This is a genomic window from Paenibacillus sp. J22P277 (genome assembly GCF_059383675.1).
This window is the reverse complement of the sequence record NZ_JBXENS010000003.1, coordinates 546,154-562,256: the sequence shown is the minus strand read 5'-3', so window position 1 is coordinate 562,256 and position 16,103 is coordinate 546,154. Positions and strand designations below refer to the sequence as shown.

Sequence of the window (16,103 nt, the reverse complement as noted above, 5' to 3'; positions counted from 1 at the left end):
TGTACAGTCAACAATGAGCGAAGGGAGCTGCCAAGCAAATTGAGGGAGATATAGAGGATGGGGAAAGGCGATAAGAAGCAGCTGCGGTTATCTTTATTGCCCAATGATCCAATATTTCTCACGTTCAATGCCGACTGAATGTTCTTGAATATAACGTCGCAAAAGTAAACCGCGTCAAAATCGATAGCCTTTCATTGCATAAATTAAAGAATATACATTCTTAAATAAAACAATGCAAACGACCGGAGAGAATCACGAATTGTTGACTTGTCGGGTCGATATGGGATATGATCGGATTACAGTTAGTAAATTAGTAATTTAGTAATTCGACGCAATCGCAGAATCACCCGATATGCCATTCAATCGACAGCAGAACAGGAGCAGCGAAGATGAAAATTCCGACGACGTTAAAGCATAAACCGGTCATCGTGTCCGAGAATTACGAGCATATTGACGGCAGGTACGCCAACCATTCCGACGCGAAGGGCATTTCCCTCGGCTTGGCGCAATGGAACGACCGGGGGAAACTCGACATTTCGGCGAAAGTATGGCGGTATACGGGCGAGAAATGGTCCAGGCAATCCGAGGAGCTGCCGCTCCATCGCGTTCTTGATTTGGCGATTCTGGTCAGCCGCAGCATGGTTCATTTCCGGGAGGCCTATCGCTACAAGCATCTTTACGACGAGCAAAATCCCGTCATCGACCGGGTGGGCTTGCAGGGAGACGCGATGACGATCGCCGTATGCACGGACAACGAGAAAATCAACGAGGACATCAAGCTGTTCAGCCAAGCGCTAAGCGACGACGACGAACTGATCGGCGAACGGCTGCGGACGTTGTCCCGCATGTTGAAGGAACTCGGCTATTAACGCGTGCTTGACGGGCAATGCGAGAATCCCGGACCGTTTGCGCCGAGTAGCATCGAACCGACGGTTTGCCGAAAGGGCGTTCCAGATCGACTCTGGAAGGCTCTTTTATTTTGCGCGCCGATCGGGTCCCGAAATCAACCAGAATCCTCCAAGCTCGAACATGCATTTTCGCGGAAACCGAATTTCGCCTGCGCGTCTCATAAATATTACACCTATGCAAACGATCTATTTCCGGATAGAATAGGTGCAAAAACGCTTTCAAAAAGGGAGTACGCATGAAAAAGCTGCTTTTTGTCACGGTATTCGCGGGCAGTCTGGCTGCGCTCGCGGTCACGTTGTACCTCATGCTGACGATTTACCGCGGCGATATGGACCTGTCGGGCGGCACGCGGACGGCGCCGAACGAGCATTCGGAGCGGATCGTCGTCATCTCGCAGGAGCAGGGCAGCTACGTCATGAACGAAATGCAGAAGGGCGCGCGCGACGCGGCCGCGGTTCACGGCATGATGATCGACTTCTGGGGCGTGTACCGTTCGAACGTCGAGGAGCTGCTCAAGCAGGTTGATATTGCAATCGCTTCCAAAGTGGACGGGATCATCATCGAAGGCGTGGACCGGCCGGATTTTGCGCGGATGGTGAACAAGGCGACCGAGAAGGGCATTCCGGTGATCACGATCAATTCCGACGTTCCGGGCAGTCTGCGCAAAACTTACATCGGCTCGGACCATTACCGGGAGGGCATCCTGATGGGCCATCATCTCGCGGCGCAGCTGAAGGGCGAAGGCATCGTCGGCGTCGTGATGAATTCCGAGTCGTCGGATACCGACCAGCTCCGGCTGAGAGGACTGCGGGAGGTACTGAACGCGTACGCGGGCATCCGGCTCGTGTTCGCCTCCGAGGATGCCGCGAAGCTGCAGGCGGACATGCAGACCGACGACATCTTGAACCATTATCCCGGGGTCGGGGCATTCATCGGGCTGCCGGCCGACTCCGGGAAAAGCATCGTCGAGGCCGCCGGTTCGCGGTCCAAGCGCAAAACCTCCGATGTGTTCATGTTCGACGATTCGCCGCAGACGGAGTCGCTGCTTCGAGCCGGACTCGTGCAGGCGGGCTTGTCCCAGCATTACGAGGAAATGGGGAAAATGAGCGTCGACCTGCTGCGGCGCTGGCTCGATAACGACCGGCTGCCCCTCGATGCCAGCTACTTTACCCCGATCAGCGTCGTTGCCGTCCCCGGCGCGAAGGAGGCGGCGCCATGAAGACGATCCGCAACAAAATGATGATGCTTTCGCTGATCATTTGGATCATCATGGCATTCATTTGGATCTCGATGAGTATTTTTAACCAACGCACGGTCGAGAAGTACAACGGGATTCTGCAGCGCTATCTGCTGATGAACCAGGCCTCCGAACTGAGCCGCCAGGCGCTGATGACGTTGAATAGCTACCGGATGTCGCCGACCGAGGAAAACCTGCGACGCTACGTGGAGGACAATAACCGGCTGCTGCGGACGAAGCTGGATATGAACAAGCTGCGCAATCCCAATAACGACATGCTGCTCGTGAATTTCCAGCATATGGTGGACAGCCAGTCGGAAGCGATGGATCTGGCCGTCCGGTTCCAGCGGGATAACGACGACGATGCGGTAGCGGCGCAGTTCGACGAGGCGTCGAACATCTCGGCGTACATCTCGGAGACGACGCTGTCGCTGATCGGCGGAGAACAGAAGACGTACGATGCCTTCTATCGGCAGATCATCGCGCGCAGCAACGAGATCAAGAAGATGGGCTTTTGGGCGCTGGCCTTCGTGTCCCTGCTGCTGCTGCTGTTCTCCTACCGGTTCGTCAGCGGCGTCACGCGGCCGATCCTGAAGCTGACGCAGTCCGCGCGCGAGCTCTCGCGGGGGAATTTCCAGAATCCCATCGTCGTCGACAACAACGACGACATGGCCTTCCTCGCCAAGACGCTCGACAGCATGCGGCTGAACATCGGCAACCTCTTCGACGAGATCCAGAGCAAGGCGCAGCTGGAATACGACCTGCACAAGCATAAGCTGATGCTGAAGGAAAGCGAGCTGAAGAGCCTGCAGAGCCAGATCAATCCGCATTTTCTGTTCAATACGCTCAACATGCTGTCGAAGGAAGCGTACCTGTCGGGCGCGGACAAGACCAGCGAGCTGATCAGCTCGGTGGCGGGCATGCTGCGGTACAATCTCCGGCGGATGGACAGCCGGGTATCGCTCAAGGACGAGATCGACGTGCTGGAGGAGTACTTGACGATTCAGCAGGCGCGCTTCGGCGACCGCGTGCGGATCGTCCGCGAGATCGACGAGACCGCGCTGGAGATTGAAGTGCCGATCCTAATCCTTCAGCCGCTCGTAGAAAACGCGTTCATCTATGCGATCGAGCCGTCCGAGGACGGCGGAACGCTGACCCTGCGCGTGAAGAACGAAAAGGATGCCGTTCTCGTGCAGGTACAGGACAACGGCCCGGGGATGGAACCCGGGAAGCTCGGCAGCCTGCTGTCCGACCCGGATCCGCCGGGCTATAAAGGCCATTCCACCGGCATCGGCATCCGCAACGTGTTGGATCGGCTGCGGTTGTTCTACGGAGCAGAGGATATCATCGCGATCGATTCGGCGATCGGAGCAGGAACATGCATAACGCTTACGCTTCCAAGGAGGCCAGAACTATGATTACGGTATTGATCGTGGACGACGAGCCGATCGAACGGACCGCTTTGCAGCGGATGATCCGCGAAGGCTTCGGCGATATCGAGATCGTCGGCCAGGCGTCGAACGGGCGCGAGGCGATCGAAGCGGCGGCGCGGCTGAAGCCGGATCTCATTACGATGGACATCAAGATGCCGGGCATCGGCGGACTGCAGGCGATCGAGACCATTCGGGAGTCGGACAACGCCGTCAAATTCATCGTCGTTACGGCTTACGACACGTTCGAATTCGCGCAGCAGGCGATCCGGCTCGGCGTTCGCGACTATCTGCTCAAGCCGAGCAAGACGGCGGTCGTGCTGGAGACGGTCGGCAAAGTCGCGGACGAGATCAAGGCTTCGCGCGACGAGTCGGCGAACCGGAGCCTGGACAAGGAAAAGCTGCGCCGGATGCTGCCGGTCGTGGAAGCGGACATCGTCTCGCAGCTGTTGTTCGACTTCGCGCCGTCGGTTCATTTGGACGAAATGATCGATCTGCTCGAGGTGCCGGAGATGAACGGCGGCTTCGTCGTGAACGTGCTGTTGCAGGGCAACGGGGAAGTAGCGGGCGGGCAAGGCGAGCTGGAACGACTCCATGCGGGCTTGGCGGAACAGCTGGCGGCGTCGTCGGTTCACTGCTGGATCGGCAAGCCGTCGGGCGAGCAAATTCCGCTGATCGTGTTCAAGGACGACGGGGAATCTTACCGTCGGGCCGCCGCCGGAATCGGGCGATGGCTCGTTCAGGCGCTGCGGCGAATGCACGGACCGGAGCCGTTTATCGGCATCGGCGGATTGTGCGCGGCCCGGACGGACATGCGCAGATCGTATCACGAGGCGCTGCTTGCCTCCGTGGATCCGTCGCTGCCGGCGCGGTTTTGCTTGTACGAGGATTTGCCGCAGCATGTGTTTACGCCGGACGGCCAGCGCTTGATGGAGCTGGAGAAGGGCGTCCTGGAAGACGTGCGGCGCGGCAACTGGGATTCCGCCATGGCCGGCATCGGGCGGCTGATCGATCTGTACGAAGGGTCCGGGCAGCCCATCGGCATCGCGCAGCAGCGGATATTCGAGGTGTTGGTCGTCGTGGCCCGGATGCTGGAGGAGATGGGCTACGAGGTCGGCAAGCCGTATTATCCGCACCAAGCGATGGGCTTCGCGCAGCTGAAGACGGATACGCGCGTCATCCTCGGCCGCTTGGCGGAAACGACGGCGCTGTCGGCGGGAGACATGGAATCGGGGCTGGTGGCGACGATGAAGCAATTCATCAAGGCGCATGCCCACGAGGATCTCTCGCTCGAGCGCGTGGCCGCCGCAGTCGACCGCAATCCGTTCTACGCCAGCAAGCTGTTCAAGACGCATTGCGGGATGAATTACATCGATTATTTGACGGAATGCCGCATGGAGACGGCCAAGCTGCTCATGCGGGAAACGGAGAAGAGCTTGAAGGAAATCACGTACGACATCGGCTATCACGACCCCAATTATTTCAGCCGGGTGTTCAAGAAGATCGTCGGCACCTCGCCGACGGATTACAGGAAGCTGCTGCTCCGGCCATCGGACAAGAAACGGCCGTAAGCGGCTCGCTGGAAGGAGGGCTCGAAGATGAAGCGGGGCTCAAAGCGGAATGGGATATTCGGCGCGGCGGCAGTCTTGCTTGTCCTGCTGTCCGCTTGTTCGACGAACCGGCCGCCGGGCACGGACGGCGTCTCCGCCGAAGCGCCGAATATCCGGAATACGGCGACCGAAGGTCAAGCCGCGCGCAAATTGGTCGTCGGCCTGTCGCTCGACACGCTCCTGGAGGAACGGTGGAAGAAGGACCGCGACTTGTTCAAGGCGGCGGTCGAGAAGCTTGGCGCGGAGGTGGACGTGCAGGCGGCGAACGGCGACGACGCCAAGCAAATCGCGCAGGCGGAGAATATGATCTCGCGGCATGTCGACGTGCTCGTCGTCGTGCCGCATGACGCGGAAGTGTCGGCGGCGATCGTGGCGAAGGCGCATCAGGCCGGCATTAAAGTCATCTCCTACGACCGCTTGATCTTGAACGCGGACGTGGATCTGTACGTCTCGTTCGACAACGAGAAGGTGGGCGTGCTGGCGGCGCAGGCGATCGTCGCCAAGGTGCCGCGCGGCAATTACGTGCTGATCGAGGGCGCCGATACCGACAACAACGCGCATATGTTCAAACGGGGACAGATGAGCGTCCTGCAGCCGCTCGTGGACCGCGGCGACATTCAGATCGTGTACGACCAGTTCACGAACGAGTGGAAGCCCGTCAACGCGCTCGCGAACATGCGCACGGCGCTTGCGGCCAACCGCAACGCGGTCGACGCCGTGATCGCGGCGAACGACGGGACGGCGGGCGGCGTCGTGACCGCGCTCGCCGAGCAGCATTTGGCCGGCAGCATCCCCGTGACCGGGATGGACGCCGAGCTGGCCGCCGCGCAGCGGATCGTGGAAGGCACGCAGACGATGACGGTCTACAAGCCGATCAAGAAGCTGGCGGAGACCGCGGCGGCGCTCGCCGTCCAGATGGCCAAAGGCGAGCGGGTGAGCACGGACAGGACGGTCTTCAACAAGAAGATCGACGTCCCCGCCGTCCTGCTGGAGCCGATCGCGGTCAACCGGAATAATATCGACGCGACGATTATCGCGGACGGATTTCACAGCCGGGCGGACGTGTATCATAACGTGAAATGATCCGGGCGGCCGGGCTTGAAGACATAGGAAACTTATGCGCGGCGGCCAGGTAGCCGCGAGCGTCGCGCGCTTCATCGAGCGGCGGCTTCTCATCCGAATGCGGTCCGCGCGGCCGCATTCGCAAGCAATCGCATATGCCCAGCCCATGAACGGCGTTTCTGCACTTCGCAGAGGCGCCGTTTTTTTTGGCGTATCCGGAAACCTGCCTTCGCGTGCCGGACAGGGACCCGGAGCCCGTCCAAGCGGATCTGGACAACCCGAGCGCAAAATAGTGTAGACGGTATAAAAAATGTGCTAGTGGACAGCGCTTTCAATGGCCGGCAGCGGTGCTATAGTTTGTCATGTAAGCGCTTAAGACAATTTTCGAGAGGGGTAACAAGCATGGGAAAAGGAATGAAACGGATCTCGCTGCTGCTGGTCATCATGATCCTGGCGGTCGCGGTTGCGGCATGCGGCAAAAACGGAGGCAGCAAAGTGAGCGTGGGCATCGTGCTCCCGACGAAGGACGAGTCGCGATGGGTCCAAGACGAGCAGCGTTTCAAGGACGCGCTGGACGGTACGGAATATACGACGGAAATATTATTCAGCCAAGGTTCTTCCGCGAAAGAGAAGGAAAACGTGGAAACGCTGATCAATAAAGGCATTCAAGTACTGATCATCTGTCCGCAGGACGGCGATGCGGCCGCGGCCGCCGTCGAATCGGCGAAGAAAGCCGGCGTCAAGGTCATCTCCTACGACCGTCTGATTACCAATACGGACGCGGTCGATTACTACGTCACCTTCGACAGCGTGGCCGTCGGCAAAGCGCAAGCTCAATATCTGGTCGACAACGCGAAAGGAAGCGGCGAACCGCTCTACTTATACGCCGGCTCCGCTACCGATAACAACGCGTTCTTGTTCTTCCAAGGCTCTTGGTCCGTCCTGCAGCCGAAAATCGCCGACGGCACGTTCAAGATCGCCAATTCCAGCGAAGCGGTCGCGTTACAGGACAAAGCCGAACTGTCTCGCGCCGAGATGAGTAAAATCATCGGACAAGTGACCACGAACTGGGATGCCAACGAAGCGAAAAACAAAGCACAGACGCATTTGACGGCAGCCGCCGCGGATATGAAAGGCGACGTTGCGATACTGGCGCCGAACGACGATACCGCGCGTTCGATCGCGGACGTCTTCTCATCGGATAAAGCGGTGACCAGCTTCGTGGTGACAGGTCAGGACGCCGTACAGGCTTCGATTCAATACGTCATCGACGGCAAGCAATCGATGACGGTCTTCAAGGACGTCCGCAGCCTCGTGAAAGACGCCATGGGCATGGCGGTCTCGATTCTCGACGGCGGCACGCCGGAGACGACGGGTTCGTACAACAACGGCAAGATCGACGTCAAAGCGAAGCAAACCGAAGTCATCGTCGTCGACAAAGCGAACGTGAAAGAGAAGCTGGTCGATTCCGGTTATTACGAAGCCGGCGACTTCACGGGACTGTAAACCGCAATCATCGCAAGCATGCTGCTTCGGAGAAACGGCGGCGGTCAATCCGCCGCCGCTTCCCGCTAGCAGGAAGGCCTGGTAAGGAGCGATAGCACATGAGTGATTATATATTGGAAATGAATGGCATATCCAAGGAATTCACGGGCGTCAAAGCGCTCGCTAACGTGAATTTCAAGGTGGAGCGGGGCGAGATCCACTGCTTGATCGGCGAGAACGGCGCGGGCAAATCCACGCTGATGAAGGTGCTGAGCGGCGTCTATCCGCACGGCACGTACAAGGGCGACATCGTGTTCGAAGGCGGCGTGCAAAGCTTCGCGAGGATCGGCGAAAGCGTCAAGGCCGGCATCGCGATCATTTATCAGGAGCTGGCGCTGTTCCCGGATCTGACGGTGTACGAGAATATCTTCGCCGGCAACGAAATCACGCAGGGCGCGTTCGTGAATTGGAACCGGACGATCGTCCAGGCCAAGGAAATGCTGCGGAAAGTGAAGCTGAACGTGAATCCCGAGACGCCGGTCAAGGAGCTGGGCGTCGGGAAGCAGCAGCTGGTCGAGATCGCGAAAGCCTTAAGCAAGGACGTCAAGCTGCTCATCCTCGACGAACCGACGGCGGCGCTGAACGAGGACGACAGCGAGAATCTGCTGGCGCTGCTCCGCGAACTGAAGAGTCAAGGCATTACGTGCATCATGATTTCCCACAAATTGAAGGAAGTCATCGCCATCGCGGACAAGGCGACCGTGCTCCGGGACGGCCAAACGATCTGCACGCTCGACGCGTCCAAGGGCGAAATATCCGAAAGCGTCATCATCAAAAACATGGTCGGCCGCGAGATCGACGACATTTATCCGAAACGGGCGTCCGGCGGCATCGGCGGCAACGTGCTGGAGATCCGCGACTGGACCGCCTATGATCCAAAGCTCGGCAGGAACGTCGTGAAGAACGTCAATCTACACGTGAAAAAAGGCGAAATCGTCGGCATTGCCGGCTTGATGGGCTCCGGAAGAACGGAATTGGCGCTGAGCCTGTTCGGCAATCCGAAGTCGTATAAATTGCAGGGCGAATTGCTGCTGGACGGCGCGAAGCGCGTCTTCAAGCATCCTCGCGACGCGATCAAGGCGGGGATCGCCTACGTCACGGAGGACCGGAAGGGCGACGGATTGTTTCTCATCCAGGACATCAAGAACAATATCACGGCGGCGAATCTGGGGGCGGTCGCTTCGCGTGGCGTCATCAACGCCAACGAAGAAGTGAAGGTCGCGAACGGCTACAAGCAATCGATGAACATCAAGGCGCCTTCCGTCGAGCAGATCGTCGGCAACCTCAGCGGCGGCAACCAGCAGAAGGTGTCGCTCGGCAAATGGCTGTTCGTCGGGCCGAAGCTGCTCATTCTCGACGAGCCGACGCGCGGCATCGACGTCGGGGCCAAATTCGAAATCTACACGATCATGAACAAGCTGATCGGCGAAGGGATGAGCATCATCATGATCTCGTCCGAGCTGGGCGAGGTGCTCGGCATGAGCGACCGGGTGTACGTCATGGCGGAAGGCCGCATGACGGGCGAGCTGTCCATCGCGGACGCCGATCAGGAGAAAATCATGCATTTCGCAACGCAATAGGGGGAAGACAGATGAATCTTATCAAGGAAGCACGGTCGTTGATCAAAGTAAACATTCGCGAATACGGGATGTACATTGCCTTATTCGTCATCATGCTCACCTTCTCGATCATGACGGACGGCCTGTTCATGTCGTCGCGGAACATCAGCAACTTGCTGGACGCGACGGGGTATATCGCCGTGTTGGCCGTCGGCATGACCCTCGTCATCGTCATTCGGCATATCGACTTGTCCGTCGGCTTCGCCGCCGGCTTCATGGGCGCCATCGCGGCGATCTTCATGACCCAGCTCGGCGTGCCGTTCTACGTCACGATTCCGATCATTCTCGTCATGGGCATCGTGATCGGCATGTTCAACGGCTTTCTCGTCGCCCAGCTCGGCATTCCGTCCTTCGTCGCTTCGCTCGCGGGCATGCTCATCTTCAGGGGCGCGCTGCTGCGCGTGACGGAGGATACCGGCACGATCATCGTCAAGGACGAGCATTTCAACGCGATCGGCAACGGATTCCTCCCGGCGCTGGCCAATATCGGAGGCCTCAATCTGTTGTCGCTGATCCTTGGAGCCGTCGTGATCGTGCTGTTCCTGTACAGCGAGCTTTCGAAGCGCCAAAACAAGCAGAAGTACAACTTCGACGTCATCTCGAAGCGGATGTTCGCGGTGAAATTGGTGTTCGTCTCGGCGATCATCGCGTATATCACCTGGATCATCGCCGGCTACAACGGCTTTTCCTGGACGGTCATCATCATGCTGCTGATCGTCGTCGTCTATCACTTCCTCACGACGCAGACGGTGCTCGGGCGGCATATCTACGCGGTCGGCAGCAACCCGGAAGCGGCGCATCTGACCGGAATCAACGTCAAGAAAATCACCTATATCGTGTTCGGCTCCATGGGCATGCTGTCCGCGCTGTCCGGCATTCTGTTCACCGCCAGGCTGCAATCCGCCACCACGACTGCCGGCACGCTGTTCGAGCTCGATGCGATCGCGGCGGCTTATGTCGGCGGCGTGTCCGCGGCGGGCGGCGTCGGCAAAGTAACGGGCTCCATCATCGGCGCGATCGTCATGGCGTCGCTGTCGAGCGGCATGAACCTGCTCGGCGTCGGCATTTCGTACCAATACATGATCCGCGGCGCCGTGCTGGCGATCGCCGTGATCTTCGACGTGATGACCCGCAGGAAAAGAGCGTAGCGCTTGCTTCCGAACCGGCGACTGTTGCGAAACAGACGCCGGTTTTTTTGCCGTTTTCGGCGAGCGAAGCGAGTCAATGCCGAAGGTTTATTCGCTGGCAGCGGCAGCTCGTTCGGAAACGAAAATAGCTCATGACATCCCGATATCGTTGTGGTACCATGAAGTCGACTTTTTCCGCCTAAAATCTACAGGAAACATCATGGGGGAGCTAACTATGGGGTCTTCACTTACCATGTATATATCGCTTGTCGCGACCTCGGGCGTGTTTACGGTCTTTCTGTGCTTGTACGCTTACCTGAAGCGGGCGGAAATTCCGGGCGCGCGCATGTTCATGCTGTACACGATCGCGCAAGCCGTCTACATATTCGCCGTTTCGTTCGAAATGGCCAGCAGCACGCTGGAAGAAATCATGCGCTGGACGATGGTCCAGTACATCGGGATGGCGACCGCGCCGGCGCTAGGCCTCATCGTCGTGCTGCAGTATATCGGCAAGTCCGTGCCGCGCGAATTGGCGGCCGCGCTGTTCGTTATTCCGGTGCTGTCCATCATCATGGTGGCGACGAACGACTATCATCATTTGTTCTATCAATCGATCTCGTTCCGGACGGACGCGCCAAAGCCGATGACGACCATCGTCATCGGGCAATTCTACGTCGTGCACGGCGCATTCACATTTGGCTCCATGCTGGCTGGCGTCGTCCTGCTCATACGCAGATGGCGGCATACGAAGAAAGCTTACCGGATTCAGCTCGCGACGCTGATTACCGGGCAATTCATGCCCATGGCTGGCGCGTTCGTGTACTTGATGGGCTTGACGCCGTACGGCGTCGATCCCGTACCGGTCATCCTGTGCGTCACGTCCGGGATGTACATCTGGGCCATCCTGTCCACCCGCATGCTGACGATCGTGCCGATCGCGAAGGAAAGCATCTTCGAAAGCATGGGCGAAGGCGTTATCGTGCTGGACAACTCCGATCGGCTGATCGATTTCAACGGCGCGGCCGGCCGGATGCTGGCAGGTCTGAACGCCGGGATGATCGGACTGTCGTTGGACGAAGCCTGGCACAAGCTCAGCGGGTCCGACTTTCCGGTGGACAGGCTGCCCGACGGCGCGCAGGCGGAATTCATGTGGCAGGCGGTGGATGGCACGCCCTATTATTATCAGGTTCGCTCCTCCATCGTCCGCGGCCGGATCGGCGAGGCGATCGGCAGCCTGCTGATGCTTATCGACGTCACGGAAGCGAGAAGGCTGCAGGACCAACTGCATCAGCTCGCCTACCACGACGGCCTGACGAAGCTGCTCAACCGCACGGCGTTCATCTATCGCGCCAAGCAGCGGTTGTCGGAATCGCACGCGAAAAGCGCGCCGTCGTCGATCGTGTTGTTCGATATCGACCACTTCAAGCGCATCAACGATACGTACGGGCATGAAACCGGCGACTACGCCATCCAGCACGTCGCCGCCGTCGTGAAGCGCCAGCTTGGGCCGGAAGCGCTGTTTGCCCGCTACGGCGGAGAGGAGTTCGTCTTCTTCCTCCCGGCGAGCGCGCTGGACGAAGCGGGCGGCGCGGCGGAGCGTATTCGCGCGGCGCTGGCGGTCGAGCCGCTGAGCGCAGGGGGCGAGACCATTGCGATCACGGCGAGCTTCGGGGTATCCCAGTCCAGTCCGCTCGGGGAATCGCTGCAGGCGCTGCTGAAGAACGCGGACGTCGCGCTCTATCAAGCGAAGCGGGAAGGACGCAATCGCGTTCGCATGTACGATGCCGTATTGACGCTATAATCGCGGAAGGACACCGGCCTTAACAAGGCGGCGTCCTTCTGGGGTGGTCCATGGTCATGCGTGCGTCTGCGGTACGCATATTCGTAAGTCTGTGCGTGCGTCAGTGGTCCTTGCGCGCGTATCCCCGTATCTCAATGTCTCCGTATTTCAATGTTTCAGTACCTCCGTGCCTCTCCATCTCAATGTTTCAGTACCTTCTGGCCTCGGCGTCTTCATGACTCCGTGCCTCCGCGCGCCCGAGTCTCCGAACCTCCGAACCTCCATCTCTTTCGAGCTTCCCCATCCAATGCCGAAGCATGGCAATGTCGAAATTCGGATTGTCGAACGATGGCGCGCGGAATGCCGTCGTATCCGCATGTCGATTAAGGGTGTCGAAATCTAGCCATGTCGAAGCTTGGATAACGGGATGCAGCCTGATAGCCATTCAAGCCAATTGACGCAACGCGATGATGAAGAAGCCCAGTGAAGCAAAGCTGAGGATGGTTCGTACATGATTCCATGGCGTCCAGACCGCGAGGTAATGCGACCATACGTCGCCGCCCGTTTCCGGGTTGGCGGCAGCCAGCGAGTCGTTCAACGGAACATTGAACACGATCGTCACCAGAAACGCGCCGAGGAGATAAAGCAGACTGCCCGCAAGCAGGGCAGCCGCGCCCGATTCGCCCAACCGGAACAAGGAGGTGAATGCGAGGATCGCGCAAGCCACGGCCGTTCCGCCGAAAACAAATCCGAACAACGGGTTCAGAATCGTGACGTTGATCGATTGCATGGCCGCGATTCCTTGGGCCGCAGGAAGCCGGGAGAGCGCGGTCATGACGCAGATCGAGAACGCGAAGAACAAACCGGCGATCAGGCCGGAGCCCAGCGTCGAGAAAAATACCAGTACATGCATGCCGCGGTTGATCATCGCGCGCGCACCTTCAGTCGTGCTTGTCGATTCATTCAAATCGCTCCTTTGAAATAGGGTGGAAAATCAAAAGGCATAATAATTGCTTGCGCAAGCAAATAAATAACTTAATAAAAAGCGCGAAGTCATGCTTTATTTTCCAAACGATCCGCGACGGCGTTCAAGTGAAGCGATAGTTCGTCGCCTTCTTTTTCCCCCGTAAAGACGGAGTAGCGAGCGCGAAGGTTCATCCAGCAGGCATTGATCGAGTCGTTCAGGGCCCTGCCTTTCTCCGTGGAAGCAATCAGCGACAGGCGTCCCTCCGACTTGCTGGCGATCAGCCCTTTGATCGCTAGCTTCTCGATCAGACGGGTGACCGTCGATGGCTGCAGCTGAAGAATCTCGCCAAGTTCCTTTTGGGAGATGCCTTCCTTTTCGTAGACGGCCATTAACAAGAAAGCGGCAGTGGGCGACAGGCCGCTCGCGGCGAACTCGTCCTCCGCCATCTTCGTAATGACGCGGCTCAGGCGGCTGGTCGAGAAATAGAGACATTCTTTCAAATACTGATCAAGCATCGCGATTCCCCATTTTTCCATTATTTGCTTGCTCATACAACTATAATGAATTTCCAACTTTTTGTAAAGCCTTCATCGGCCTGGGCGGCATGCGATCGGATTTCAACGCGCGATATTGGTAAGCTTGGGAATGGAAGGGTATAATGGATTCAAGTGAAACCGTCGCAATCGTCCAGGCCGCACCACGCAGGTAGACTATTATTTCGAAGGAGTCGTGAATCGAATGAAGGATACGATCGGGAAAGCATTTTCGTTAGGTCTGGGCTTGGCGCTTGCTGGCAAGGAGCAAGTCGAGAAAGCGTTCGACGAGCTCGTGAAGAAAGGCGAGCTCGGCAAGGCGGAGTCCAAAGCGATGGTGGAAGAGCTGCTGGTGAAAGGCGACGAGCTCCGCAAGCAAGTGGAAGCGATGGCGCGCGAGCGCGTGCAGGCGATCATGGGCGAGAACAAGCTGGCGACCCGGGAGGACATCGCGAGAATCGAGCGCCGCTTGGAGGCGCTGGAACGGCCGAACGCTTCGGAGCAATGACGGGAGGCTGCCGATGAGCGCAGGAAAACGGCTTCGACAACTGCAGCGATACCGAAAAATCGTTTCGGCTTTTGCGCGCAACGGGCTCGGTTACGTGTCCCATGAAATGGGCCTGACCGACAAACTGCTGTTTTTCCGCAGCGAGGAACAGAAGGAACTGCATAACATCGGCGTCGGGGAACGCATTCGGCTGATGCTGGAGGAGCTGGGTCCGACCTTCGTGAAGCTGGGGCAGATCGCAAGCACGCGTCCCGATCTCGTCCCGGCCGACATCGTGACGGAACTGGAACGTCTGCAGGACAACGTGCCGCCGGCTCCGTTCCCGGAGATCGCCAAAATCATCGAGGAAGAACTGGGATCGCCGATCGAGGGGATGTTTCGCTCGTTCGCCGTGGAGCCGCTCGCCGCGGCTTCGATCGGTCAAGTGTACCAGGCGTACCTGCACGACGGCACGAAAGTCGCGGTCAAGGTGCAGCGCCCCGGCATTCAGAAGCTGATCGATACCGATCTGGATATTCTGGCGGATTGGGCGAGGCTGGCGGAGGGCGGCTTGGAGTGGGCGCGCAATTACCGGCTGCGGGAGATCGTGGACGAGCTCGGCAGCGTGCTGCGCAAGGAGCTCGACTATACGCTCGAAGCGCGCAACGCCGAGCGCTTCATGGCCCAGAGCCAGAGCCTGCCGCATGTCCACGTGCCGGACGTGTACTGGGATTACAGCTCGAAGCGCGTGCTCACGATGGCGTACATGGACGGCATCAAGCTGTCCGACCGCGAGCAGCTGGAGCGGGCGGGATTGGATGCCCGCAAGCTCGCGGACCGGTTCGCGACGACGATCCTGCATCAGGTGCTCGTCGCCGGCCTGTACCACGGCGATCCCCACCCCGGCAACGTGCTGGCGCGTTCGGACGGGAGCCTGGCGCTGCTGGATTTCGGGATGGTCGGCCGGCTCAATCCCGGCATGAAGAAGCAATTCGTGTCCTTCGTCATCGCGCTGCGGAACCAGAGCTCCAAGGGCGTCATCCGCGCCATATCGAACATGGGCGTCATCCCGGAGGACGCGGACACGGACGCGCTAAGCGCCGACGTCGACGAGATGCGCGAGAAGTACTACAAGGTGCCGTTCAACCGGATCGGTTTCGGGGCGGTCGTGAACGATCTGTTCTCGCTGTCGTTCCGCCACCGGATTCGCATTCCGGCCGAGCTGACGCTGCTTGGCAAGTCGCTGTTGACGATGGAAGGCGTCGTGACGGCCCTGGATCCGACGTTCAGCGTCTTCGACGTGGCCGAGCCGTTCGGGAAGAAGCTGTTTCTGGAACGGCTGGACCCCCGCAATATCGCGAAAAATTGGCTGGAGGACATTCCGGAGCTGATCGACCTGATCAGCGACGTCCCGCTCAGCCTGAAGCAATTATCGCGCGTCATGCGCCAAGGGAAGCTGCGCGTCGAGGTGGCCTCGCCGCAGGTCGAGCTGCTGACGACGAAGATGGACCGGATCAGCAACCGGCTGTCGTTCAGCATCGTGCTGCTGTCCTTGAGCATATTGATGGTCGGTTTGATTATCGGCGCCGCCCTGAGCCATTCGCAGACGATGATATGGCGCGTCCCGATCATCGACATCGGAATCGTCGTCGCCGTGTTCATGTTTCTGTGGCTCATCTTCGCAATTATCCGTTCCGGCCGATTCTGACCAGCCTGATCGCCGAAACATGCGCTCCGCATGCTGCTACGTACGGGTGACCGATACGGCGCGGCCGGGGCTTTTTTTGTCCGACATGA

At 58.7% G+C, this 16,103-nt stretch carries 13 protein-coding genes; 11 read left to right on the top strand and 2 right to left on the bottom strand.

Annotation, left to right across the window (positions count from 1 at the left end):
- The first annotated feature begins 389 nt into the window (after positions 1-389).
- The 9 genes from AC50YL_RS11525 (at position 390) to AC50YL_RS11485 (ending at position 12,340) form a co-directional block, all read left to right on the top strand.
- Positions 390-869, top strand: coding sequence for a DUF6530 family protein (locus tag AC50YL_RS11525; RefSeq protein WP_161742068.1), 480 nt, complete (start codon positions 390-392; stop codon positions 867-869).
- Positions 870-1,144: 275 nt separating this feature from the next.
- Positions 1,145-2,128 carry a substrate-binding domain-containing protein gene (locus tag AC50YL_RS11520; RefSeq protein WP_494832018.1) on the top strand — a complete coding sequence of 328 codons (984 nt, stop codon included), beginning with the start codon at positions 1,145-1,147 and terminating at the stop codon, positions 2,126-2,128.
- Positions 2,125-3,564, top strand: coding sequence for a sensor histidine kinase (locus tag AC50YL_RS11515; protein WP_494832016.1), 1,440 nt, complete (start codon positions 2,125-2,127; stop codon positions 3,562-3,564). The genes AC50YL_RS11520 and AC50YL_RS11515 overlap by 4 nt, the downstream gene beginning before the upstream one ends.
- Complete coding sequence (locus AC50YL_RS11510) at positions 3,561-5,147, top strand: response regulator (protein WP_494832015.1); 1,587 nt, start codon at positions 3,561-3,563, stop codon at positions 5,145-5,147. The genes AC50YL_RS11515 and AC50YL_RS11510 overlap by 4 nt, the downstream gene beginning before the upstream one ends.
- A gap of 27 nt (positions 5,148-5,174) precedes the next feature.
- Positions 5,175-6,269, top strand: a complete 1,095-nt coding sequence (gene xylF, locus AC50YL_RS11505; RefSeq protein WP_494832014.1) for a D-xylose ABC transporter substrate-binding protein — start codon at positions 5,175-5,177, stop codon at positions 6,267-6,269.
- Positions 6,270-6,650: 381 nt separating this feature from the next.
- Positions 6,651-7,754, top strand: coding sequence for a substrate-binding domain-containing protein (locus AC50YL_RS11500; RefSeq protein ID WP_494832013.1), 1,104 nt, complete (start codon positions 6,651-6,653; stop codon positions 7,752-7,754).
- Positions 7,755-7,852: 98 nt separating this feature from the next.
- A complete protein-coding gene (locus AC50YL_RS11495; protein WP_494832011.1) occupies positions 7,853-9,373 on the top strand; it encodes an ATP-binding cassette domain-containing protein in 1,521 nt (506 codons plus the stop codon).
- Positions 9,374-9,384: 11 nt separating this feature from the next.
- Entirely contained in the window at positions 9,385-10,560 is a 1,176-nt protein-coding gene (locus AC50YL_RS11490) for a sugar ABC transporter permease (protein ID WP_494832010.1), read from the top strand.
- Positions 10,561-10,774: 214 nt separating this feature from the next.
- Entirely contained in the window at positions 10,775-12,340 is a 1,566-nt protein-coding gene (locus AC50YL_RS11485; RefSeq protein ID WP_494832009.1) for a histidine kinase N-terminal 7TM domain-containing diguanylate cyclase, read from the top strand.
- Between the two features lie 424 nt (positions 12,341-12,764).
- Here the strand turns inward: AC50YL_RS11485 and AC50YL_RS11480 are convergent, their stop codons facing one another.
- Together AC50YL_RS11480 and AC50YL_RS11475 are read right to left on the bottom strand one after the other, a co-directional pair.
- Entirely contained in the window at positions 12,765-13,247 is a 483-nt protein-coding gene (locus tag AC50YL_RS11480; RefSeq protein WP_494832007.1) for an anthrone oxygenase family protein, read from the bottom strand.
- Between the two features lie 125 nt (positions 13,248-13,372).
- The gene (locus tag AC50YL_RS11475; protein ID WP_494832550.1) at positions 13,373-13,801 is read right to left on the bottom strand and encodes a MarR family winged helix-turn-helix transcriptional regulator; all 429 of its coding nucleotides are present in this window, start codon (positions 13,799-13,801) and stop codon (positions 13,373-13,375) included.
- A 223-nt stretch (positions 13,802-14,024) separates the two neighbouring features.
- Here AC50YL_RS11475 and AC50YL_RS11470 point away from each other — a divergent pair, with 223 nt between their 5' ends.
- A complete protein-coding gene (locus AC50YL_RS11470) occupies positions 14,025-14,327 on the top strand; it encodes a phasin family protein (RefSeq protein WP_494832005.1) in 303 nt (100 codons plus the stop codon).
- A 13-nt stretch (positions 14,328-14,340) separates the two neighbouring features.
- Positions 14,341-16,014, top strand: a complete 1,674-nt coding sequence (locus AC50YL_RS11465) for an ABC1 kinase family protein (protein WP_494832003.1) — start codon at positions 14,341-14,343, stop codon at positions 16,012-16,014.
- The last annotated feature ends 89 nt before the right edge of the window (positions 16,015-16,103 follow it).

What these genes read in the sequence shown, in the direction of transcription:
- AC50YL_RS11525 (WP_161742068.1), top strand. Translation starts at nt 390, where the DNA reads ATGAAAATTCCGACGACGTTAAAGCATAAACCGGTCATCGTGTCCGAG.
- AC50YL_RS11520 (WP_494832018.1), top strand. Translation starts at nt 1,145, where the DNA reads ATGAAAAAGCTGCTTTTTGTCACGGTATTCGCGGGCAGTCTGGCTGCG.
- AC50YL_RS11515 (WP_494832016.1), top strand. Translation starts at nt 2,125, where the DNA reads ATGAAGACGATCCGCAACAAAATGATGATGCTTTCGCTGATCATTTGG.
- AC50YL_RS11510 (WP_494832015.1), top strand. Translation starts at nt 3,561, where the DNA reads ATGATTACGGTATTGATCGTGGACGACGAGCCGATCGAACGGACCGCT.
- xylF (WP_494832014.1), top strand. Translation starts at nt 5,175, where the DNA reads ATGAAGCGGGGCTCAAAGCGGAATGGGATATTCGGCGCGGCGGCAGTC.
- AC50YL_RS11500 (WP_494832013.1), top strand. Translation starts at nt 6,651, where the DNA reads ATGGGAAAAGGAATGAAACGGATCTCGCTGCTGCTGGTCATCATGATC.
- AC50YL_RS11495 (WP_494832011.1), top strand. Translation starts at nt 7,853, where the DNA reads ATGAGTGATTATATATTGGAAATGAATGGCATATCCAAGGAATTCACG.
- AC50YL_RS11490 (WP_494832010.1), top strand. Translation starts at nt 9,385, where the DNA reads ATGAATCTTATCAAGGAAGCACGGTCGTTGATCAAAGTAAACATTCGC.
- AC50YL_RS11485 (WP_494832009.1), top strand. Translation starts at nt 10,775, where the DNA reads ATGGGGTCTTCACTTACCATGTATATATCGCTTGTCGCGACCTCGGGC.
- AC50YL_RS11480 (WP_494832007.1), bottom strand. Translation starts at nt 13,247, where the DNA reads ATGATCAACCGCGGCATGCATGTACTGGTATTTTTCTCGACGCTGGGC.
- AC50YL_RS11475 (WP_494832550.1), bottom strand. Translation starts at nt 13,801, where the DNA reads ATGCTTGATCAGTATTTGAAAGAATGTCTCTATTTCTCGACCAGCCGC.
- AC50YL_RS11470 (WP_494832005.1), top strand. Translation starts at nt 14,025, where the DNA reads ATGAAGGATACGATCGGGAAAGCATTTTCGTTAGGTCTGGGCTTGGCG.
- AC50YL_RS11465 (WP_494832003.1), top strand. Translation starts at nt 14,341, where the DNA reads ATGAGCGCAGGAAAACGGCTTCGACAACTGCAGCGATACCGAAAAATC.